The 22,477-nt window shown below is 58.9% G+C and carries 14 protein-coding genes; 1 reads left to right on the forward strand and 13 read right to left on the reverse strand.

Translation table 11 applies throughout. The annotated features are described in order from the left end of the window. Nucleotides 1–181: 181 nt before the first annotated feature. The 12 genes from KIH86_RS04145 to KIH86_RS04200 all read right to left on the reverse strand — a co-directional run bounded on the left by KIH86_RS04145 (nucleotide 182) and on the right by KIH86_RS04200 (nucleotide 20,172). Nucleotides 182–769: a hypothetical protein gene (locus tag KIH86_RS04145; protein WP_223083825.1), complete on the reverse strand. Its 588-nt coding sequence runs from the start codon at nucleotides 767–769 to the stop codon at nucleotides 182–184. Between the two features lie 34 nt (nucleotides 770–803). After that, nucleotides 804–1,802 carry a flotillin-like protein FloA gene (gene floA / locus KIH86_RS04150; protein ID WP_223083826.1) on the reverse strand — a complete coding sequence of 333 codons (999 nt, stop codon included), beginning with the start codon at nucleotides 1,800–1,802 and terminating at the stop codon, nucleotides 804–806. Nucleotides 1,803–1,881: 79 nt separating this feature from the next. Then, on the reverse strand, nucleotides 1,882–3,249 hold the full coding sequence (locus KIH86_RS04155) for an NfeD family protein (RefSeq protein WP_223083827.1): 1,368 nt from the start codon (nucleotides 3,247–3,249) through the stop codon (nucleotides 1,882–1,884). Nucleotides 3,250–3,449: 200 nt separating this feature from the next. Further along, nucleotides 3,450–3,893, reverse strand: a complete 444-nt coding sequence (locus KIH86_RS04160) for a GatB/YqeY domain-containing protein (protein ID WP_223083828.1) — start codon at nucleotides 3,891–3,893, stop codon at nucleotides 3,450–3,452. Between the two features lie 15 nt (nucleotides 3,894–3,908). Then, on the reverse strand, nucleotides 3,909–4,082 hold the full coding sequence (gene rpsU, locus KIH86_RS04165; RefSeq protein WP_005547957.1) for a 30S ribosomal protein S21: 174 nt from the start codon (nucleotides 4,080–4,082) through the stop codon (nucleotides 3,909–3,911). Nucleotides 4,083–4,215: 133 nt separating this feature from the next. Beyond that, the gene (locus tag KIH86_RS04170) at nucleotides 4,216–4,575 is read right to left on the reverse strand and encodes a histidine triad nucleotide-binding protein (protein ID WP_223083829.1); all 360 of its coding nucleotides are present in this window, start codon (nucleotides 4,573–4,575) and stop codon (nucleotides 4,216–4,218) included. A gap of 580 nt (nucleotides 4,576–5,155) precedes the next feature. After that, complete coding sequence (locus KIH86_RS04175; RefSeq protein ID WP_223083830.1) at nucleotides 5,156–8,677, reverse strand: AAA family ATPase; 3,522 nt, start codon at nucleotides 8,675–8,677, stop codon at nucleotides 5,156–5,158. Continuing rightward, nucleotides 8,674–9,855 carry an exonuclease SbcCD subunit D gene (locus tag KIH86_RS04180; protein ID WP_223083831.1) on the reverse strand — a complete coding sequence of 394 codons (1,182 nt, stop codon included), beginning with the start codon at nucleotides 9,853–9,855 and terminating at the stop codon, nucleotides 8,674–8,676. The genes KIH86_RS04175 and KIH86_RS04180 overlap by 4 nt, the downstream gene beginning before the upstream one ends. A 132-nt stretch (nucleotides 9,856–9,987) precedes the next feature. After that, nucleotides 9,988–14,286, reverse strand: coding sequence for a UvrD-helicase domain-containing protein (locus KIH86_RS04185; protein ID WP_223084023.1), 4,299 nt, complete (start codon nucleotides 14,284–14,286; stop codon nucleotides 9,988–9,990). Between the two features lie 2 nt (nucleotides 14,287–14,288). Further along, nucleotides 14,289–17,792 carry a helicase-exonuclease AddAB subunit AddB gene (gene addB / locus KIH86_RS04190; RefSeq protein WP_223083832.1) on the reverse strand — a complete coding sequence of 1,168 codons (3,504 nt, stop codon included), beginning with the start codon at nucleotides 17,790–17,792 and terminating at the stop codon, nucleotides 14,289–14,291. Between the two features lie 135 nt (nucleotides 17,793–17,927). Then, on the reverse strand, nucleotides 17,928–18,455 hold the full coding sequence (locus KIH86_RS04195; protein WP_223083833.1) for a GNAT family N-acetyltransferase: 528 nt from the start codon (nucleotides 18,453–18,455) through the stop codon (nucleotides 17,928–17,930). 319 nt (nucleotides 18,456–18,774) lie between these two features. Beyond that, nucleotides 18,775–20,172: a class I SAM-dependent rRNA methyltransferase gene (locus KIH86_RS04200; RefSeq protein ID WP_223083834.1), complete on the reverse strand. Its 1,398-nt coding sequence runs from the start codon at nucleotides 20,170–20,172 to the stop codon at nucleotides 18,775–18,777. A gap of 429 nt (nucleotides 20,173–20,601) precedes the next feature. Between KIH86_RS04200 and KIH86_RS04205 the strand changes: the two genes are divergently transcribed. Beyond that, a complete protein-coding gene (locus KIH86_RS04205; protein ID WP_223083835.1) occupies nucleotides 20,602–21,606 on the forward strand; it encodes a Na/Pi cotransporter family protein in 1,005 nt (334 codons plus the stop codon). Nucleotides 21,607–21,651: 45 nt separating this feature from the next. On the opposite strand, the gene KIH86_RS04210 is transcribed toward KIH86_RS04205, so the two are convergent. Next, nucleotides 21,652–22,320 (reverse strand): Type 1 glutamine amidotransferase-like domain-containing protein, encoded by a 669-nt coding sequence (locus KIH86_RS04210; protein WP_223083836.1) that lies wholly within the window; start codon nucleotides 22,318–22,320, stop codon nucleotides 21,652–21,654. Nucleotides 22,321–22,477 lie beyond the last annotated feature (157 nt).

Genomic DNA, 22,477 nt, shown 5'->3' on the forward strand with positions numbered 1-22,477 from the left:
AGGACTCATTCCCATGCCGTTTTGGTTCCAATTTCTATTGTCGTTCTTGTCTTTGAGCTAAACTTAATGACATTGCCTTGTACTCCGGCCTTTTTCTCCTACACTAGGAAAAAGACCTGCGAATACCAGGTGTGCTCCTGTTTACTTTGAACGTCTTTCATAAATGGCTGAGACGCACGCATTATCGCCGCGTGTTCAGTGGTTTGCGTGAACGGGGCGGACCGAGAATCTCCGCCCAGATCAGACCTTGCCGAAGATCCGCAGGTGATACGGCGGAGTGGGATGGTATGGACGATGAGGGAACGTCCACGTCCGATTTCGGTCCTGTTCCGCCTCCAGCCATACTCGAGATACGGTCCAATTCCTTATGGACGCGCTGCAGCTCGCGGCGCATCCGCTCCTGCCGGACTTCCACACCGTCCTCCTCTGGCTGCTCCATCGACATCCCTTCACCTGTATCGTAGTCGGGAGACGGATAGAGCGCAGGCTCAGGGAACGCAGGAGCGGATGCCTCACGGCTATCCTCTGCGCTCCGTTCTTCCCTGTACGGAGAAGAAGATTCCGAAGGCTGCGGGAACCCGCTTCCCCGGGCTTCCCGGGGCTGTTCCTGACCCGCGTTCCCGTTCGGACGGCGGGAATTCTCATCCGGACCGCTGCCGAAGGAAGGCATGCCGCCCTGGCGTGTGTTTCCTTTTTTGCGTTTACCAGCTTTATTCGCATTCGAAATAATCGCGAAGATAATGACCGCGACGATATAGAGCCAACTCACAGGGCTTCACCTCCCCTTGCCAGGCTGGCACGCATTACTTTTCCCTCTTCGTTCCGTCGCCGTCCGAGTCGTTCAGCTTGCCAAGAGAGCCGCGCATCTGGGTGTCGGCTTCGATATTTTTGAGGTTCATATAATCCATTACGCCGATTTGGCCACCCCGGAGAGCCTCCGCCATCGCAAGCGGGACCTGGGATTCGGATTCGACGACCAGCGCCTTCATCTCGACAACGCGGGCCTTCATCTCCTGCTCCTGAGCGACGGCCATCGCTCTGCGTTCCTCGGCCTTTGCCTGGGCGATCCGTTTGTCGGCTTCCGCCTGCTCTGTCTGCAAATAGGCGCCGATATTCTTGCCTACATCGACATCCGCAATATCGATCGAGAGAATTTCAAACGCCGTTCCCGCATCCAGTCCCTTCGAAAGCACGGTCCGGGAAATCGAATCGGGATTCTCCAGCACGTCCTTGTGCGAATTACTCGAACCGACCGTCGTGACAATACCCTCACCGACGCGGGCGATAATCGTCTCTTCACCGGCACCGCCGACGAGACGGTCGATGTTGGCGCGCACGGTCACCCGCGCTTTAACCTTGACTTCAATCCCGTCGCGGGCAACTGCCGCAACGGTCGGCGTCTCAATGACGCGGGGATTTACGCTCATCTGCACCGCCTGGAGCACATCGCGTCCGGCCAGATCAATGGCCGCTGCGCGGGTGAACTCAAGCGGAATATCGGCGCGCTGGGCGGCGATCAGGGCGTTAACAACCCGGTCGACGTTACCGCCGGCCAAATAGTGGCTTTCGAGCTGATTGATGTTCAGACCAAGTCCCGCCTTGGTCGCCTTGATCAGCGGATTGACGATCCGGCTTGGCGTAACGCGGCGCAGCCGCATTGCAACAAGCGTGATAATGCCGATTCGGACACCGGAGGCCAGCGCCGAAATCCACAGCATGACCGGGAAGAAGCTGAGAAAGACGCTTAGCACGATGATCACGACGACCGCGATCAGCAAGACGGTAATGAGAGATGCTTCCATGTTAGACATCGATCCTTTCTGTCTTCAAAATAGGTGTTGCTTCAAGATTGGTCGTTCAAATCCACTACCACAGTTTACCTTATTCGCCGGCTTCCTTCACTACAATTCGCGAACCTTCCACCTTAACAACTGATATAGGCCGGTTGATCCCGATGAAGCCGCCCTCGGTCACGACATCCACGCGTTCGTCCGCGATCATCGCAGTTCCGGCAGGGCGAAGCGGGGTCAGGCTTATTCCCGGCATGCCCATAAGCTCAAGCTTCTCCCGAACAGGTACAAAGCCCCGTTCCTTGCTAAGGCTGTCACTCAAGATAAAACGGTTCCAGATTCCCCGCTCTTTGAAGGCGACCCCGACCAGAATGATTACCACGATAGCTGCGCCAAAAGCGATGCCCAGACTGAACAGGGCATGCGTGAAGCTATATGCCGCCCGCACGACACCGGCCACAAGGCTGATCGATCCCAGAACGCCGAGAATGCCAAAGCTGGGGACAAACAGCTCAAGCACCATCATGACCAGTCCGAGAATAAAGAGCAGCCATACCTCGGAACCGGCGAAGCCCGCCACGTAGTTCCCGAAGAAATACAGCACAAAAGCTATTGTTCCCAGAATGCCGGGCACACCAAAGCCCGGAACCATCAGCTCGATGACCACTCCCGCAATGCCGACAAAGAGCAGAATCGTCATGACGACCGGATGCGTCAGAAACTCCGACATCTTCTCTGCGCCCGTATGCTCCACACGGAAGACATCATTGGTCTTGTAGCCCATCCACTCGGCGGCCGCTTCCGGCGAATCCTTAACGGCATCCGCATAGCCGGCCTTCAGCGCCTGTTCGCTCGTGAGAGCGATAATCTCACCCTTGGTCTTGTGTACGCCAAGATCCGGCTTGTCGAAGGCCAGATTGGCATCCGTCATCCCGGCTGCAATGTCAGGGTCGCGCCCATTCAATGCGGCGGCTCCCGCCATTTTCGATTTCCAGAACGACACCAGCTTGGCGTCTTCAATCTTGTTGCCGCTGCCGTCTACAAGTGAAGCTGACCCGATCATGCTTCCCGGCTTCATGACGATCTTGTTCGCATTCAGCGCGATATAGCTTCCGGCTGAAGCGGCATCTCCATTGATAAAAGCAAGCGTAGGTATCTGGCTCTCCCGAACCATCGTTCCGATATCCTCCGCTGCCGACACCAGTCCCCCCGGTGTATCAATCTCCAATACGATCAGCGAGGCTCCGTACCGCTCCGCCTCCTCAAATCCGCGCTTCAGGAACTTCTCCAGTCCCCTCTCGATCTCCTGATCCACAGGCAGAATAAATACAGCGCCTTCCTTCGAGCTGCTGGCTTCGGCATTCCCGGACGAGGATGCCAAAGCCGTGCCTCCCAGCGGCAGAAGCAGCAGCAGGAGCAGCGCCCAGATGGCGAGCGCGGCTTTCCGCAATTGCGTCACTACTCTTCCCTCCTGTCACCTTAGCATATCTTGAAGCTATTCGTATTACTTGAAGCCTATACGTTAGTATACGAATAATCCCTGCTTCCGTTTCACCCTTTACAAGGATAAACGTCCAGGGCGCCATGTAGAAGCGCGAGTATGTACATTCTAATCCAAAAGAAAAACACCTCTCCATAAGAAGAGGTGTTTACCTTATATTATTGCAGAAATTGCTGAACCGCCTGGTTCACGAGTTTACCATCGGCACGACCTTTGACTTTCGGCATCAGCGCGCTCATTACCTTGCCCATATCAGTTTTCGAAGAAGCACCGGTTTCCTGGATGGTCTGCTGTACAATAACCTTAATTTCTTCTTCGGAAAGCTGTTCGGGAAGGTATTCCTGAATAATCTCGATTTCTGCTTTATTACTTGCAGCAAGCTCGTCTCGACCCGCTTTTTCAAATTCTTGGAGGGCATCTTTGCGCTGTTTGATTTCACGACTAAGGATATCAAGCACTTCGTTGTCGTCTAATGTTCTCTTCAAATCTATTTCAAGATTCTTTATCGTGGAACGAACCATTCGAATCGTGGAGAGTTTGAACTTGTCCTTACTCTTCATCGCTTGCTTCATATCTTCGTTCAATCGTTCGCTAAGATTCATGCTTGGGTGATCCTCCTAAAACTTTCTCTTACGAGCAGCCTCGGACTTTTTCTTGCGCTTAACGCTTGGCTTTTCATAATGCTTGCGTTTCTTCACCTCAGCCAAGACGCCATCTTTAGCGATGGAACGTTTAAAGCGACGAAGTGCAGCATCAATTGTCTCGTTTTTGCGAACTTTCGTTTCAGACACCAGTTTTCCCTCCCTCCGACCAGACCGTCCAAGAGCATAACACGGTTCATCAAATTTCATTATAGGTGAAACGGAAAGAAGGTGTCAACCTTATGACCATTCTTTTTGAAAATAATCGAAAAGACTCGCCTATTTACGCGTGGGAAGTCGAGCCGCCGATCAGTGCGCCAAGTTTCGCTCCGCCAACCAGATGATAGTGCAGATGCGGAACGGCTTGTCCGCTGTCCGGTCCGCAGTTATTGATCAGCCGGTAGCCGGTCTCCGCGATGCCTAGATCCTTGGCGATCTGCTGCGCTACGCTGTGTATCTCCCCGATCAGCGGCAAATCCTCGGGAGCGACCTCATTCATGGAAGGAATCGGCTTCTTCGGAATGATGAGCACATGCACCGGCGCCGCGGGCTCGATATCGTAAAACGCCAGAATCCGTTCGTTCTCAAACACCTTGTTGCAGGGAATGCTGCCTTCGATTATTTTGCTGAAAATGGTCTCCATACCCACAATTCCTCCTATACTATATAGTCACATGTTCATCCGCCGGCAGTATGCCGTCATGTCTTTCATCATACAGGAAATCCAAGGTTTTCGAAAGGAGACTGCCTCAGCTGACCCCAAGGTTCCTGGAGCCGTAGTTTCCGAGTCCTTCTGTACCCACACAGCATATATAACAGTCCATCCGTGATACTTGTGACCGGTTATCTGTACTATTTACAGTTATCATCAACTGAAGGGACACAAAATTCGGATCTCCGGTTATCTGTACTATAAACAGCTGCGATCAAATATCGGGACACACAAGGCTCCGGCTCTGCAGCATTCTTGAGTACGCCGGGTGTTGCCGGGAATTGACGCCCGCTGTTAAGCGGAACGCCGCTGTATTCTTCACTATTAAAAAAAGACAAAAAAAGAAACACCCTTCACAGCTTATACAGCTGATTCGGCGGCGGACGTATGAAAAGGAAATGTTTCCCTGTCATACGTCCGCCGAGGTGTTTCAAATGATGTCGGCTTAACTGTATTATAACAGGGGGGTGTGGGTGTCTCTGTGACAGTTATCACAACCCCCTTGTCCATTTTAATTTTTTTCCATAAGGATTCTGGAGCCCATACCTCCCGGCTGAGCAGGCACGACAACCAGCTTGCGGGCCAGTCTTGCCCGAAGCTCAGGCACATGGCTGATGATCCCAACCGACAGATGATCGTTGTGCAGCTTCTCCAGCGAAGTAATGACCGTGTCCAGAAGCTCGGGGTCCAGCGTGCCGAAGCCTTCGTCCAGGAAAAAGAACTGAAGCGGGTACTGCCCCCGAAGCTGAATCTGGGCGGACAGGGCAAGCGCGAGGGAGAGTGAAGTCAGGAACGTTTCGCCTCCCGACAGGGTGGATACGGGCCGCTTGACCCCGCCGTTGCCGTCATCCCGGATCACGAAGCCGCCGCCCGAATCGACCTCCAGCGCGTAGCGCTGGCCGCTCAGAAACCGGAGGCGCTGGGATGCCGCCTGGCATACCTGCATAAGCTGCTCCTCCGCCATGTACTCGACAAAGGCGTTGCCTCTTAGACAGGATTGCAGCTTGGACAACCGGCTGTGCAGTTCCTCATACCCGGAGCGCTCCTTCTCCAGCTCGCTGAAGCGCACATGCCTCGTCTTCACATCCTCCAGATCCCGTTCGTTCCGTGCTCTGCTTTGAAGCGCCTGTTCATCCTCTTCCTTGCAGCGGCGAAGCTCTTCCTCGCTCTCCGCCCATTCCGCTTCGGATAGCGCCGCTCCGTCCAGCTTCTCTTCAAGATTCCGCAGCTGAAGCGTCACCTCGGCTTCTCCGTCGCGGTGCGCCTTGATACGCGCGGCCGCCGCTTCCCGCTCCCCGGCCCCGACACCCGCCGCTTCCGCTTCGGCGGCAGTGCCAAACGGCGAGGCAGTCAGACCTGCCTCCCAGTTCCGCTCCGCAGCCTCGGCATGCTCGCGCGCGGAATCGGCAGCCTGCCGGGATATCGCCGCCTCCTGCGCCTCGCGCTGAGCCCGCTCGGACGCTTCGCGGCTCCGGCGCCGGCCTTCCTCGGCACCGGTCTGAAGCTGCTGAATGCGGCGTTCGCATTCAGTTAGCAGCTCACGGGCCGGACGCCCTTCCGTCCACTCGCCCAGACGGCGCTCCTTCTCCGCCCGAAGCTCCTGCTTGCCTCCGAGCTGGGCCGTCAAGCCCGCAAGCTCCCGGTCAAGCCCGGATATCTCCTCCTGAAGGCTCTGGATTGAGGCATTCTTCTCGTCAAGAAACTTCACGCTGACTTCCAGCCGACTCCGAATGTCCTCAGCTTCCTCGTCCTTGCGCTGAAGCTCCCGGTAGGCAGCCTCCGCTTCCCCCGGCGCGAGCTGCGGGAAGCGGAGCTGCCAGTCGCCGCGCAGCTCAGCCAGCTTCCGGTGAAGTTCCTCCTCCCGGAGGGCTGTCTGCGCCTCCCAGCCGTGCCCGGCTTCAACCGCCGCCGCTTCCTTCAGCGCCTCCTGCTGAACGCGCCGCTCTTCCTCCCGGTGAGAGGACGCCTCGGCACGGAGCGTTCCCGAGCGCTCTTTCAGGCCGGTCATCAGCGCCTCCAGCTCCCCAGCGACGTCTTGCTCCCCGGACAAGCCAGCCCGGCCAGCAAGCGATGACTCCGGCGCACCGGAAGCGGCGCTCCCCGGACCGGAGAATGGCTCCGCAGCCGATGACTCCGGCAGCGGGTTCGCGGGCAGGGCTGCCGATCCATAGGCGGCCAATGCCCCGGCGGCTGCAGCTTCGGAGGCCGCCGCAGCCGGGACCGCGGAAGCCATCTCGCCGTAGGCCTGCTCCATCCAGACGCGGTCCTGCTCCTTAAGGCTCCGCAGCGCGGCGCGGAGGTCGGACACCCGCGCGGCCAGCGCCTCAGCTTCCCGGAGCTTCTCCTCCGCCGCCGCGTCCTCATCATTCTCATCCGGCAGGGCGGGAGCCGGATGATGCTGACTTCCGCAGACGGGGCAGGGCGTCCCGTCCCGCAGCTCGCGGGCCAGCGCCAGCGACAGCCGGTGCAGCTCCCGCTCCCGGAGCGCGGCCTGCAGCCCGCCGCGCGCCGTCTCGAGCCGCCCGGCCAGTCCGGCGGCTCTCTCTTCCGCGGAGGCCGCCGCCTCCAGGTGCAGGGCGGCCTCCCGGGCGGCGGCGCTCCGCCGCGCCGCCAGCTGCGAAGCCGCCGCCTCGGCCTCCGCGAGGCGGCTCCGCTGCGCCGCGAGCGCAGAGGCGCGCTCGGCGCGTTCGCGCGCCGCCTGCTCCGCCTGCGACTCGGCGGCGCGCAGGGCTTGCAGGCTCTGCATGGCATCCTGCAGAGCCTGCCGGTCCTGGGAGCGGACGGCAAGCGGCAGCAGGCTGCGCTGCAGCTCCTGCTGCCGCTGTTGGCCAAGGGCCAACAGCCCCCGCTCCCGGCTGAGCTTCGCGGCCGCTTCCTCCAGGCCGCGCGAAGCCAATGCGCGGCGCTCCTCCAGCGCCGCCAGCTCCCGCCGAAGCTCCGCAAGCTCGGCTTCCAGCTCCAGGGCCTGGCGCAGCCGGCCCTCCCGCTCCCGCAGCGCCGGCTCCTCGGCGGCCAGCGCCTCGAGCGCCTGCCGCTCGGCCTCCGCCGAGGCGACGGCCTCGCGCCGGGAATCTTCGAGCGCGGCTTCGAGACGCTCCGCCGCTGCAAGACGGGTGCGCCACGCTTCGTCGGCGCTCCTCCATGCCTTCAGGGCCGGCGCGAGCTTGGCCGCTTCGTCCCCGCGCAGCAGACGCGCCTCCAGCGCGGCGATCTCCGGCTCCTGAGCCTGAAGTCCCCGCAGCCTTGCTTCCTGCTCGGTCCGCTCCTGCTGCAGCTCGCGGATTCGCGCATAGCGCTCCGAACGGAGGCGCGCTGCATCCAGCCGCTTACGGCAGGCGGCCGCCGTCTTCACAGCTTCCGCCAGGCGTTCCTCGGCGGCCTGCACATCTTCGCGCCGCGCGCTGCCAAGGCCCTGCTGCTCCGCCTCCAGCGCCCGGAGCGCCGCCTCGTTCTCCTTGACGCGGCGGCTCAGCTTGATCGCCAGCTGGTCGCCGTACTGCTCCAGATGGAAGAGGCGCTGCAGCATCTGCCGTCTATCCGCTCCCCGCAGAGAGAGGAACTCGGCGAATTTGCCTTGGGGAAGAACGACCGCGCGCGTGAAGTCGTCCATTTTCAGCCCGATTTTATCCTCGACACAGCGGGTTACTTCGGCCAGCTTGTCCGCGAGCACCGTCTCCCCATCCTCGCCGATTTCCACGAAACGGCTGACCGTATTGCTGACGGTCTGCTCTCCCGTCCGTTTGAAGCGGCGCTCCACCCGGAAGCGGCTGCTGCCTCCCTGGGACGACAGCTCGAACGTGAAGGAGACGGATAACGTGTCCTCGGAATGATTCATAATGCCCTGCGTACCGCCTGCCGCGCGTTCCACCTTGCCGTACATGGCCAGCGTGATCGCGTCAAGCAGGCTTGACTTGCCGCTGCCCGTCGGGCCGAATATCCCGAACAATCCAGTTTCGCACAACGCTGTAAAATCGATTTCCTGAGTTTCGCGGTAGCTCTGCAACCCGCTTACTTTCAGCAGTACCGGCTTCATGCGTTCTCCTCTCCTTCCCGCTCGCCGCTGTCTTCCTGCGCCAGCTCCAGAAACAGTTGAACAAGTTCTTCCTCGGGCTCGGCTCCGCCCGTCTGCCGCTGGTAAAATTTCTTGAACAGCTCCTGCACCGGCATCCGCGAACGAAGCGAGGCCTCAAGCTCCCGCTCCATTTCGGGATACACCGGGCGGATATGTACGATCCCCTCCCGCGCTTTCCGCAGCCGCTGAATATCCGCCGCGGACATCGCCTCGTTCAGGCGGATGCGGAGATCGATAAAAGCTCCCGGATCGCAGCCTTCATCGAGCAGCCGGTAGACCTCTTCCAGTCCCCCGGTACAATTCCACTCGACGAGCGGCCGCCCGGAGCGCAGAAGAATCTCCTGCGGCTCCGCATTCGCTCCCGGTGCAAGATCCAGCAGCGTCACGGATTTGGCCTGCCCGGCTTCGGAGAAGCTGTAGGCGAGCGGAGAGCCGCTGTACCGGATGACGCCTTCCCCCTTCACCTTCTGGGGACGGTGAAGATGTCCGAGAGCCGTGTACTGGGCTCCGCAAGCAAGAGCTGAAGGATCGACCGTGTAGGCGCCCCCCACCTGAATTGGACGCTCGGAATCACTCTCCACACCGCCCAGCACATAAATATGGCTCATGGCGAGATTGACGGTGCGGGGTGAGAAATCGCGGGACAGATGCTTCATCAGCCGCGCGACGCGCTGGCTGTAAGCCAGGCGCAGGCCGTTCTCTTCGCTGTCTTCCGCCAGCAGCTCTCCGAGCCGCGCTTCCGATGGATAAGGCAGCGCCGCGATAACCGCCGTCTCCCCGGTCCGGGGAACGGCAATCGTCACCGGATCGCCGGCGGGCAGGCCCACCAGCGAAATGCCGTGGCCCGAGACAAGCGGCGTCACCGAGGCCACCCGCTCGGGCTGGTCATGATTGCCCGCGATGACCACCAGCTGTCTTCCGCTTACGGCAAGCCGTGAAGCGGCTTCATAGAACAGTTGCTCCGCCGCAGCCGGAGGATTGACGGAATCGTAGACATCCCCCGCCATCATGACGAGATCGATCCTCTCCTCCTCGGCGATGCTTACCAGCTCGTCGACGAAATCCTCCTGCTCCTTCTGTCTGCTTCTCCCCTCAAGCGTACGGCCAAAATGCCAGTCGCCCGTATGCAAAATCCGCATGCTCCGCCTCTTTCCCGCCCGCATGGGCGTCTTTAACTAAACCGCCGGTCCTCTGGCGGGTGCTTGTGCTGTTATGCCGTTATGCTGCTATGTTGCTATGCTGTTGATTTACTGTTGCTGATCCACCGCTGCTTACATCACCTGCACTGCCTGGCTTCCATCGAAGAAATACAGCCACGCCTCCGCGACTTCCTCGCCAAGGATGTCGGACAGCGCCTTCGAATAGAGCGTCAGCTGGAACCGGTACTTCTCGCGCAGCGCCTCTATTCCGCCCTTATGCTCCAGAACGGCGTCGCTCTTGTAATCCAGCAGGATCAGACGGCCGTCCTCTCGGAACAGGCAGTCGATCACCCCCTGGATCAGCACATCCCTTTCACCGTTCAAGGAGAACAGATCGCTGTCCGCCGAATCGGCATAAGAGAGCAGACCGCTATAAGCCTCCGAAGCCGGAACCATATAGCTGAACGGCATTTCTCTTCTGGCCCACGAAGCCTTGAGAAGCCGGCCGCCAAGCGGGTGAGCGAAAAAGTCTGATGCTGCCGCAAGATCGACCGCCGCAGCCTGTTCCTCTGTCAGGATGCTAAGCTGCCGCAGCCGTTCCAGCGTATCCCGGACGATCATGGAATCAATAACTCCGTCAAGCGGAATATGCTGCATTAGGGTATGATAGGCCGTCCCGCGTTCAGCCGGTGTAACCCCCCGCTGCTCCATAAACCTCGGCCGGCGCAGATGAAGATTGCTGCTGCCGGCACTTCCACTCTGTTCAACATGGGTCTCCAAATCGTCTTCCAGCAGATCGTAGGAAGGCTCGTTCTGCAGCGTCAGCAGCGATTTCAGTTCCGTGACCGAAGTTTTGGCCGGAATAAGCGACTCTCGCTCATACGGGTAGCTCCAGGACAGCGCCTCCGCCGCCCATTCGGAACCATCGGTCAGCGCCGTCACCGGTCTGCCCTTCTTCACAGCCTGCAGGGCCTCAGCCCGTGCTTCCTGCGCTTCTTCTTCCAGCCGGACTGCGTGCGACATGTTCTCCAGTTCCGAAGAGGCGAAGACACCGATGCTCCAGTTGGAGACATCTCCTCTAAGCTGAACCGGTTCCGCGCCTTCCCTTCCGGCAATCTTGCGAAGAAGCGCCGCGCCGGGATGAAGGATCAGCGCCGGTCCGAGCCAATCCAGGTAGCTGCGGCCCCGGGCCAACAGATGATCCGGCAGCAGCTCTTCATTCCCGCTCGCCGCAGACATCCATGCGCTTGCCCGGCCCGCTAGATCGCGGACCGTGCCGACCAGAATCATTTTATCCCTCGGCCGGGTCAGTGCGACATACAAGACACGCATTTCCTCCGCCAGAAGCTCCAGCCGCGAACGGCGTCCGATGGCGAGATAAGGAAGCGTCGGATAGCTGACCCGGGTCTCGCGTTCCAGGAACCGGGGACCGAAGCCCAGCTCCTTGTGCATCAGAAACGGCGCATACAGATCCTGCCGGTTGAAGTTCTTGGACATGCCGGCAATGAAGACGACCGGGAATTCCAGACCCTTGCTCTTGTGGATCGTCATGATCCGCACGCCGTCCCCTTCCTCGCCGCTTCCGCCGGAAGCCCCGAGATCCCCGCCATTCTCGCGTAGCCGGGAAATATAGACCAGGAAGCGGAACAGCCCGCGGGAAGCGGTATCGTTCTCGAACTGCACGGCCCGGTCGTAGAGAGCCTTCAGATTGCTCTGGCGTCCAGCCCCGCCGGGAAGACCGCCGACCCATTCCAGATAGCCGCTCTCCCGATAAATGCGCCAGATCAACCCGCCGGCTTCTCCCTGCCGGGCTTCATCCCGCCAGCTGTGAAGCATGATCAGGAATCGGCGTAGCTTATCCTGAAGCCTTGCGGATACAGCAGGCGGCTGCGCGGACGCTTTAGCAGCTTCGGCAAATGCCTCATCGGAAGCTCTTTCGGCAGCAGCAGCCGTTTCTTCGCTGACAGGCGGCATGCTTTCGTCAATCGGCATGTTCTCCCATACTGAAGAAGAAGCCGGATCTTCCCCGCCTTGACCGCTCCAGCTGTCAAATCTGTCGCTTCCAGGGGCAGCGGCGATGCCAGCATCTTGTCCGGCCACGCTGCCGCCAAAGCTCTGAACGTCTTCATCCTCAGCCGCTTCTCCTATGCCGGATGCTGCCGCGATTACCGCGTCATAGAAAGAGCCTTCGCGACACAACCGGACCTTCGCCAGTTCTTCCTCTGTCAGACCAACTACGGGGGAACGCAGAACCGCCGCCAGCGGAATATCCTGCCGGGGGTTGTCCACCACCTTCAGCAGGGATAGAACCACTTCAACTTCCATGGCCTGAAAATAACCCCGGCTCTGGTCGCCGTAAGCCGGAATGCCCTCCAGCCGCAGCTCCTCAGTCATCAGCGGCGCCCACAGGCTTGCCGAGCGCAGCAGAATGACGATGTCTCCATAGCTGACCGGGCGCATGGCCTTGAGACCCTTGTCATAGATATACAGGGGCTCCCCGCCGTCTCTGCCCGTCATCAAGGCAATGCGCCGGGCTACGGCCCGGGCTTCCAGCTGCGCCGTCTCGCTCTCGGCCAGCTCGCTGTCGCCATTTTCTCCTTCGCTATCGCCGCTTACTTCCTCGGGCGGAGCTTTGGCGCCGCCTCTGTCAATCAGCAGCAGCTCCGGTGAATAGCTCAAATCCGGCCCCTTCTCCGCCGCTCCCGGAAAGTTCGCGCCGTACACAAGCTCCGCGCGTTCATCATAGGCGATTTCGGCCACCGTCTTGTTCATGATCTGGCGGAACACCATGTTAACGGCGTTCACGACCTCCATTCGGCTGCGGAAGTTCCGCGACAGATCGATGACGATGCCACCAGAGCCTGCTCCATCAGTGGGTCCTGCAGCCGGGTTTCCGTTCTGCTCTGCACTTTGTGCGGGACCGGCCTCCGCCAAGTCCGGGAAATCGCCTGCCGCAGGCCCGGTCCAAGGTTCGCTCTGGAATCCTCCCTGAGTATCGCTCTGTGCATCCCCCGCTGCTGCCGCTCCTTTCCTGCCGTAGCTGCGGTACTTGTCGAGGAACAGCCCCGGCTCCGCGAGACGGAAGCGGTAGATGCTCTGCTTCATATCGCCGACCATAAACCGGTTGCCCGGTTCTTCGCGGGAAATGAGCCGGACAATCTCCTCCTGCACGCTGTTCGTGTCCTGATACTCGTCCAGCAGCACCTCTTCAAACTGCGAGCGGTATTCCATGGCGGCGTCGGAAGGAAGAGGCTGGCCGGGCTTCGAGTCTTCGTGGCGCAGAATCTTCAGGCAGTAGTGCTCCAGGTCGCTGAAATCGACAAGACCTTTAGCAGCCTTTTCTTCTCTGTAGCGGTCTCCGAACCGGATCACGGTCTCCGCCAGCTCCTTCATCAGCGGAGCCGCCTCATGCAGCTCCTGGAGGAAGGTTTCGGCCGGACGGCCGAAGAGGGAATCCCGGAGATCGGAGACCGTATTCTTGACCTCGTCTCGAAGCCCCTTGACTGTCTCCTGAAGAACGGGATCGGCAGAATCCTTCTTGCATGGCTTCAGCTTGCCGAAAGCGGCGTTCTTGAACAGCTCGTGCAGCCCGGCCCACGGCCGTTCATTGACAGCCTGGAGCAGCTCCTCGACGAGCGCCAGATCGGCCTCCATATTGTCGGCGTAGGGCGCCGGTCCTCCGGGCTGCAGCGAAATTTGCAGTCCCCGCTTCAGTTGGCTGACGGCTCCAGCCAGCGAGAGCCTTGACTCTTCCAGAATGCTGCTCACCCATTCCGTCCGGGACAGGCTGTCCGTATCCGGCGCGAAGAAGGCTTCCGCCGTCCCCCTCAGCCATTCCTCCGGCCATGGATGGCTTCGCGCGAAATCATGCAGCCGCTGAACAAGCGCATGCACGGCATCGTCGCTCCGCTCTCCGCTGAACCAATCCGCCAGCTGGACGAATACGCCATCCTCTCCGGCTTCCTCATACTTCTCCTCAAATAACTCTTCCAGCAACTCCTGGCGCATGATTTCCGCCTCATGCTCGTTCAGGATGCGGAATCCCGGGTCGAGCGGAATCTGCTGGTAATAACGGCGGATAACATCCAGACAGAAGGAGTGCAGCGTCGTGATGGAAGCCCTGCCGAGCAGCGCCAGCTGGCGCTGCAGATGTCCGTTATCCGGATTGACCTCCAGCTCTTTGTCCAGCGCTTCCCGGATTCGCTGCCGCATTTCGGCCGCAGCCGCCTTGGTGAACGTAGCCACCAGCAGACGATCTACGCTGAAGCCGCTGCTCTCATCCCGGATTTTGCGGATAATGCGCTCGACGAGCACGGCCGTCTTACCCGATCCGGCAGCTGCAGCGACCAGAATATCGTCTCCGCTCTCGGCGATCGCCCGCCACTGGTCGTCGCTCCAGATGCTTCCTTCCGGCTTGGCCGGCATGTTCATGCTCACGACTCTTGTCCTCCTTCCTTACCGCGGGAGAGCATCTCCCATACGGCGTCTTTGCCGGGCTTGCCCAGCAGCTTGTAGGCATTGCCTTCCACAGTCTCGTCAAACTGGCACACAGCCCGGTAGGAGCAGAACGTGCAGGCGGTCTCCTGCTGAATCCGGTAGGGCATGATCGCCGTGTCGCCTTCCGTAATCCGCGTTCCGATTTCCGTAATCGTTCCCCTTACCGAGCCCAGCAGCCGATCCCACTGCTCCGGCGTTGCCACAGAAGCGCTGCTGTAGAAGCTGCCGTCGCTCTTCAGCGCAACTGGCACTATGCTGGAATGCCCCTTGTCAAGCGTTGTGTCCATCAGCGATACGATGTCGCGGTCAGCCACCAGCAGACCTTTCATCTTGAACCGCTTGAGCAGCTCCTGCTGCGCTTCCTCCCTGCCCATTCCGTTGGACGAGGACAGCAGCGGGTTATGAACATGAAAATAAAGAGTGCCTGCGGGATAGGCTTTCTCCCCCAGCCATTCCTCGGCGTAAGTCAGCAGCACATCGAGATAGGTCAGCATCTGAAGAGAGAGCCCATAATACACTTCATGCAGCTTCAGGTCCTTGCGGCTCGACTTATAGTCAATCACGCGAAGCAGAATCCCGTTCTCGCCTTCCGCCGTATCGACACGGTCGATCCGTCCCACAACCTCCATGAGGCAGCCGTTCGGAAGCTCCACCCGCAGCGGCGGAAGAGGCTTGTCAGGACCGAAATCCAGCTCCAGAAAAGCGGTATCGAAGCTGCCCCGGCGGGAGTGCTCGCCCAAAATGACAGAGGCGCGGCTGACGATGTTCTTAAGCTTGCGGGCAATGTACGCATAGCGCTTCGAGCTTCGCAGAATTTCACCCTGAAGCATCGGCGCCAGCCTGTCCACCGTCTGGCCGGCCTCCTTCACGCATTCCTCCGGCGTAAGGCTTCCCCAGCTTCTTCCCTGCTTCTGCAGATCCGATCCCATGCTGCTGAGGGCAGCATGGAACAGCTGCCCGATATCGGGAGCCTGGAGCTTGTACAGCTGCCGGTCCTTCAGGCGAAGCCCGTAGGACGCGAAGTGGGAGAACGGGCAGGAGACGAACTTCTCCATCCGCGAGACGCTTCCCCGAAGCGTCGTGCCTCCGTACAGACGGAGGCTGGTCCCCTTGCGCAGGGGCAGCCCCGGATTCCGGTAGAACAGCGAGCCCGTAAGCGTCATAAGCTTGGGCCGCCATTCCTCGCTCTCCGTGAACCAGTTATACACATCCCACCAGATGGCGGGGATTTCCCGTCCCTGCTTCCATTCCCGGAGCTGCAAAATGAGCATCCTCAGACTCTGTTCCGGCTGCCCGATGAATCCATGATGAACATCTTCCGGAGCCGATACCGGCACACCCGGAAGATGATGCTCAGGCAGACCAGGGTACATCCGGCGTACATGCCGAATGATCTCGGAAGGCAGCAGACTCTTGCCTTCGTCGTCCGCGGCGGCGTAGCTGATCCACAGCCGCCGTGAAGACGAAGTCAGGGCGGTATAGATCAGGAAGCGTTCGTCCAGCATCTGCCGGGAGGCTCCGGGAGACAGCTCCATGCCGCCTTCCCCCAGAACGGCGCGCTCCGCTTCGGACAGAATGCCGTCCTCCTGCGCAAGGGCCGGAACGACACCTTCGTTGAAACCGAGCAGAAAGGCATATTTGATGCCGGTAACCCGGGTCCGATCCATCGTTCCAAGCAGCACCTGATCCAGAGAAGGCGGAACAAGACCCATCCGCAGCCCGGAAAGTCCCGTCTCCAGAATGCCGGCGAACAGGTCGAAGCTCACCGTCTCCTCGCCCATCATCTCCACGATCTGGTCCAGCAGGTCCAGCACCGCTCCCCACAGCTGACGGTGCTCACGCGCCGCCAGCGTTCTTCCCTCTTCAAGGGCGGTAACGCTCATGTCTTCGAGTCTCCGCGCCGCCTCAGTCCGGTCCAGAAGCCCAAAGACCGCTCTGCATAAATCCAGGCCGGTCTTGCTTCTTCTGACCGCCTTCTCGAATGCCATGAGCGGTGCGGTCACCGCTTCCCGGCATTTCTCCATCAGCGGCAGCATGCGGCCGTCTGACCGGCCGCCTTCCTCCAGAGACAGGCTCGGAATGCCTCGCCACTCGTAATTTTTATCGGTCCAGCGCGTTCCTTGAATACCGCAGGCCAGAACATAATTCTCCAGAATATCCATATCGCCCCGGGTCAGACTGCGGTCCTCCGGCAGCAGAAAATCCGTCTTGATGCAGCGGAATACATCCTCATACCGCCAGCGGCGGCGGATGATATCAAGCGAAGAGCGGATAAACTCCACCAGAGGATGATGCAGCTCTCCCTCCTTGCGGTCCATGAAGAAGGGAACGCCGTAATCGCGGAACAAGGGCGCCGCCAGATGATCATAGTCGTCCAGGCTGCGGACAAAGACGGCCATTTCACCGTACTTGGCCCCTTCCTCCCGCGCCAGCCTTCTCATCTCGCGCAGTGCTCCTTCCAGTTCGGCCCGTTTGTTGGCCGCCGCCGTGATCGCAATCGCGTCTTCCGCCGGCTGCGTTCCCCGGTAGACCTGCCGACGGTCGAACCCGCGCTCCAGATGCGCAAGCACCGGTGATTCCGCGAAACGGGGCGGCATAGACGGAGCCAGAACTTCATCCCTGACCTCAAGTCCCAGTTCCGCCGCCATTCCTCTTAGCTTGATATAAGCCAAGGCGGAGGAGTGGAACAATTCGAGCTCGCCCGGCCGTCCCCCGGGAGGGAGCGGGCGGTCCATCGTCAATGCAACCGTCACATCCGCGGCATGCAGCATCAGCTGGCGAAGCACGGTCAGCTCCCGCGCGGTGAATCCCCGGAAGCCGTCCACGTAGACCGATGAACCGCGAACGAATGACGAAGAAGGAATCAGCTCCGTCAATTCCTCCAGCCGGTCCTCTTCATCGATATACAGATTCTCCATCGCCTTCTCAAGATCGGAGAACACCAGACTCAGATCCTCCAGCTTGCTCCCGAGAATCGGACTACCGGCGGACATTTCCTGAAGCTGGCCCAGCTGATCCTCCAGATCGCAGGCTCCATGGCAGCAGCGCTTCAGCTCCGCATGCAGAGAGCTGAGCCGGTCCACGAAGCCGGGCCGGTCGTAGGAAGCGCCAAAGAGCTTCAGCTCATCCCGGCGCCGGCTGAGTATTTTATAGAGTAGCATCTTCTTGCCTTCGTCTCCGATCGGCACACCGCCTCTTCCCCCGGTCTCCTGCTTCACCCGGTAGGACAGGCGCGGAAAGCTCAGGGTCTGCGCCCGCAGACTCCCCCTTACCCCTCCATCCCGAAGCAGCCCCCGCTCTGCCGTGAAAGAGCCTTGCTCCGGCACAATCTGAATAATCGGAGCGCCTAGCGGGTCCTTCCGCAGTTCCCGGGCTATCGCCTCCCGGATCGTTGTCGTTTTGCCGCTTCCCGAACGGCCGATCAGTAACGTTACCGGCATAATACTCTTAACTCCTCCCGTTCCATATCATCCTAACATTATAGCACAAACCGCCTTCATCGGAACATACGTTTGCAGAGCTTCCAGGGATTAGCGGATTGTGCCGCAAAAGCCAGCTGCCCGGACAGGTCCCCTTCAGGGCCGGAACTCCATCAGCCAGCAATCCTGGTAACGACCCTCATGCCATTCGCGCTCCGGCAGCATTCTGATCTTGCGGAAGCCGCATTTTTCATAGCATCGAATTGCTCTGTCATTAATCGTCCGGGGGTCCGTCACAATCCGCTCGGCATTTGCCCTGGACATCAGGTAACGAACCATGGAGGAGACAAGCATCGTGCCGATCCCCCGGTTCCAGCATTCCGGCTCCCCGATAAACTGGTCGATTCCCCAGACATTCTCGCTGGTATAACCGTATATCCGCTTTTCTTCGCCGGCCAGGGGATAGAACTGGATGTACCCGACGGCCTGCTCTTCATACTCGGCCAAGCATCGGGTCGTTTCATCTTTTTTGAAAAAAGCGGCGTCCACCTTCACCGGATCAAACGGGTTATCTCTGCCCTCATACCATTCGAGCACCCGGGAATCCGACAGCCAATCGGCTAGATGTCCCCGGTCCCGGTTCTCTAAACGCCGAACGGTGATTTTCCCCTCTCTGTACAGCATGACTAACTTCCCCTCTTCCCTCGCGGCAGGATGATGATCCCGCCTTTTTATTCCGATTTAGGCGTCCTCTGCCTCATCCCCATGTTACCATCGGACGGCCATTCCCAGAAGCGATATAACATCTTGAATCATCGGGCGTTGATCTTCGAAAATGCACAAACAAAAGGCCGCCGTTCCTGTTCGGACGGCAGCCGGATACATGCGGGAAGAGAGGGCTATAATCGTCTCTCACCGATTTTCTCTATATTCTATTATTACTTATTCCAGTGACCCGTTGGCGTTTCCGATGATCTCTTCCGGCGATTTCATTTCTGCTGGATTATTTCGTGGTCACTTCAAAAATGGCAAATTTCAAGTAATGGCCTTCGTCCACGCCGAGAATTTGCGGATGATCCTTGCCTGCGGCCCGCCACTCAATCAGCCGGAGCGTCTTGCCCGCGTCTTCGGCGGCTTCGGCGATGGTCTGAAGGAACAGCTCGGGACGCATATGGTACGAGCAGCTCGCCGTCACGAGATAGCCGCCTTCATTGACCAGCTTCATGCCGTGCAGGTTAATGTCCTTGTAGCCCCGGCAGGCGCCTTTGACCGCGCCTTTTGTCTTGGCGAAGGCCGGCGGATCGAGGATGACAACATCCCAGGTGCGCCCGCCTCCGGCCGTCATCGGCTTCGAGGTGTCGGGCTTCGCCGCCTTTTTCCGCCCGCTGCCGTCCGTCTCGACTGCTGAAGCCCGCTCGCTGCGCTCCTCAAGTCCCTTGACCTGGTTCCGCAGGTATTGGAACGCATCGTCCACGACGAACTCCACCCGGTCGCCAAATCCGTTCAGCTCCACATTCGCCTTCGCGCTCTCGATCGCATGGGCAGAGACGTCAAGACAAGTAACCTTCTTCGCGCCGTATTTGCAGGCGTTCAGCGTGAAGCTGCCCGTATGCGAGAAGCATTCCAGCACGGTCGCCCCGTCCCAGTACGGGAAGCTGACCTCCTTGCCGCTCTTGTTGACAGGCACCGTCCGGCGTACGCCATCCTTTCCTTCGATTTCCTGAAGGGCAATGCCGCTGCGGCTTCCCCAGCCGGTCATGAGCGGCGCGATCGATGCGCGGTTCTCCCGCTGGTCGAAGAAGTAACCGGTCTTCTGACCCTGCTCGATATCGACGATTACCTTAAGCCCGTTCTCTGTTACCGTAACATGGCGAGGGGCTTCACCGTACAGGAGGCCTGTCTTCTGCTCCAGTCCCTCCAGCTCCCGCACCGTCACGTCGCTGCGCTCATAGATGCCCTTCGGCTGGACAACCCGCACCAGCGCTTCGACGATTTGCTCCCGGCGAAGATCCATGCCGAGCGTCAGCAGCTGCACGACGAGCACATCGCCGAAGCGGTCGACGATCAGACCCGGTAAAAAATCCGCTTCCCCATACACGAGCCGGTAGGCCGTCTCTCCGGGCAGAAACCGCTCGCGATGCTTCAGGCAGCGGGCGAAGCGCTCCTCGAAGAAGGCTGTGTCCATATCTTCGACAGGGCGGTGAGATACGACACGAATCCGAATCTGCGACGCCGGGTTATAGTAACCGGTCGCCAAATATTTGCGCTGATGGTTCAGAACCTCGACCAGACCCCCTGCGGACGGTTCACCCTCGACTGTCTCCACCTCGCTGGCATAGATCCACGGATGCCCCGCTTCCAGCCTTTTTTTGCGGGTACGCTGTAATATTACACTTGCCACTTGCTCCAGCTCCTCTATTCAAATTCTCCATAAATGTCGTTGTTGCCGCGGGACGCTCGTTCGTTACCGGCAGCGCGGGACACCCGGCAAACTCCGGTCCGGAAAATCGTTCGGTTCACGCTCCCGGCCACCTCTCCATTTGGCGAAGTCATGTCCAGCTTTCCGGGCTCATACATTGATTAAAAACCCGGCTCTCTGCAGTTGCGCAGGACCCGGTATCTATATTGAAATCCATGCCGGCAAGCGCCGACTTTTATTTTCACGGCAAATAGAAGAATACAGGATCACGCGGATGAATGCCAGCTTTACTTGTCCGCCGGGTCTGGAATGTCCGCATCATACCCTGGAACACCTCCCGATTCATTCAGATAGCCGCCGATACGGACTTGCTCCTTCGGCGAAATATTCCAGCAAAGGAGAAGCATGCCCATGTTTAGCGACCTGGTGTTCCCCGTAATTTACGGCGTCGTGATCTTTCTTGCCGGAATGAAGCTGATGGAAGCGGCGTTGTCCAAGCTGGCCGGGCCAATCCTCGAGGATGCCCTTGGCAAAGCGACTTCGACTCCGCTCATGGGCATGATGACCAGCAGCGTGGTGACGGCTCTGCTCCAGAGCAGCACTGCCGTTACCGTGCTGGCAATCGGCATGGTCAATGCCGGGCTGCTCTCGTTCGGCCGCACCCTGGGCATCATTCTCGGCAGCAACATTGGCACCTGCCTGACCACCGAGCTTGCCGGCCTCCAGATCTCCCACTTCGCCGGACCGCTGCTGGCGGCTTCCCTTGCTCTATGGGCCGCGGCAGTGACGGCGGGCGAGCTGCCTGCAGCAGGCTCGCGACTGTCGGGTGCTGCATTCGTCCTCTCAAGGCCGCTGCAATTCATCAGCCTTGCCGTCGCCGGCTTTGCGCTTGTGCTGTGGGGAATCTCGGTGATGCAGTCGATCGGTCCCGCTCTGCAGAGCAGCGGCATGTTCCGGTGGTTCCTGGACCGGGCGTCCGAAAGCGTCCTCTGGGGCTTCGCAGCCGGAGCCTGTCTCACCGCTCTGCTCCACAGCAGTTCGGCTACCATCGGCATGGCGATGGGGGTTGCCTCCTCCGGAGCGCTTCCCCCGCACCTGGGCATCGCCATCGTGCTTGGCGCCAATGTCGGCACCTGCATTACGGCCGTCATCGCTTCGCTTGGCGGCAGCCTCTCAGGCGTCTTCGTCGCCTGGTCACATGTCGTGCTGAATGCAGGGGGAGCACTTCTCTTTCTGCCGTTCACCGGCCTGCTGCTGAAGGCCGCCGAGCGGATCGGCGGCGGACCGGCGGCCCAGATCGCCCATTCGCAGACGATCTTCAATATCGGCTGCTCATTGCTCGCCCTGCCCTTTTGCTATCTTCCGCTGTGGAAGCGGGTTGATCTGCGCCTCAGCCGGGGCCGCCGGGATCTTTAGACATATACGCGATAGTGTAAATTCTTATTAAAGGCTGTGCCCTAATTAGAGCGTCTCAACCAATTTCTGAATCTTTGAGTGGGAAATTAAATATAAAGGACCCATTATGTCTATTTTGCCGTCCTTTACACGCATAGCGCTCTCCTGTTCTGCCGCATAAACATCAATCTCTTCAGACAAAGGGAACAGGTAGCCTTGAACAAACGTGGCGTAGTCGCGTTTAGAATGAGATTCATAGGCAAAATGATTAAAGCCAATACCATCATAAATAGTACTTGTTTCAACTTCGTAGCCAGTGTTTGTCAAGCTTAACCATTTTGCAGCCATGTTTATCGCACCGGCGCTGGCACCCATTATAACGGCATTGCTGTTCTTAATAACAACCGATAATTCATATTCCGCCAAAAAATCGTTCTGCAAAACAGGATCTCCACCGCATAAAAAAATGACAGAAGCATTTTGAATTAATCGCTGGGCATCTTCCTGCTGCATGCGGTAATCAATTAAATGATATTCATCAAAAATAAGGTTAGCCTGATTAAACCATGTCCTTTCAAAAACATCATCAATGTTAACTTGCTCATCCTTATAACCAGACGGTTGAGCGCTAATCATAACAAGCGATTTTCTGTCTGTTATATCCTCCTGCAACAATTTGACCAGCTTCTCTGGAAAAAAATCATTAAACCAACTGAGATAGTAGTGAGTTTTCAAACTTAATTACCTCCATATGTACTATTTACATTCATCCATTCTTAACGATAAGCCATATTATACACACCAGAAAAATGAACGGTTCTTCAGCCATTTCGTTTACACACCCTTGTACACTTTTCATAAATTCAAGCGGTGTACTCACCTGGACGTATTA

This window comes from Paenibacillus sinensis (assembly GCF_019904155.1).
Classification (GTDB): Bacteria; Bacillota; Bacilli; order Paenibacillales; family Paenibacillaceae; genus Paenibacillus_AQ; species Paenibacillus_AQ sinensis.

Coding starts and splice junctions, on each gene's coding strand:
- floA (WP_223083826.1), bottom strand. CDS start 1,802: ATGGAAGCATCTCTCATTACCGTCTTGCTGATCGCGGTCGTCGTGATC.
- KIH86_RS04160 (WP_223083828.1), bottom strand. CDS start 3,893: ATGAATCTTAGCGAACGATTGAACGAAGATATGAAGCAAGCGATGAAG.
- KIH86_RS04170 (WP_223083829.1), bottom strand. CDS start 4,575: ATGGAGACCATTTTCAGCAAAATAATCGAAGGCAGCATTCCCTGCAAC.
- KIH86_RS04175 (WP_223083830.1), bottom strand. CDS start 8,677: ATGAAGCCGGTACTGCTGAAAGTAAGCGGGTTGCAGAGCTACCGCGAA.
- KIH86_RS04180 (WP_223083831.1), bottom strand. CDS start 9,855: ATGCGGATTTTGCATACGGGCGACTGGCATTTTGGCCGTACGCTTGAG.
- KIH86_RS04185 (WP_223084023.1), bottom strand. CDS start 14,286: ATGAACATGCCGGCCAAGCCGGAAGGAAGCATCTGGAGCGACGACCAG.
- addB (WP_223083832.1), bottom strand. CDS start 17,792: ATGCCGGTAACGTTACTGATCGGCCGTTCGGGAAGCGGCAAAACGACA.
- KIH86_RS04195 (WP_223083833.1), bottom strand. CDS start 18,455: ATGCTGTACAGAGAGGGGAAAATCACCGTTCGGCGTTTAGAGAACCGG.
- KIH86_RS04205 (WP_223083835.1), top strand. CDS start 20,602: ATGTTTAGCGACCTGGTGTTCCCCGTAATTTACGGCGTCGTGATCTTT.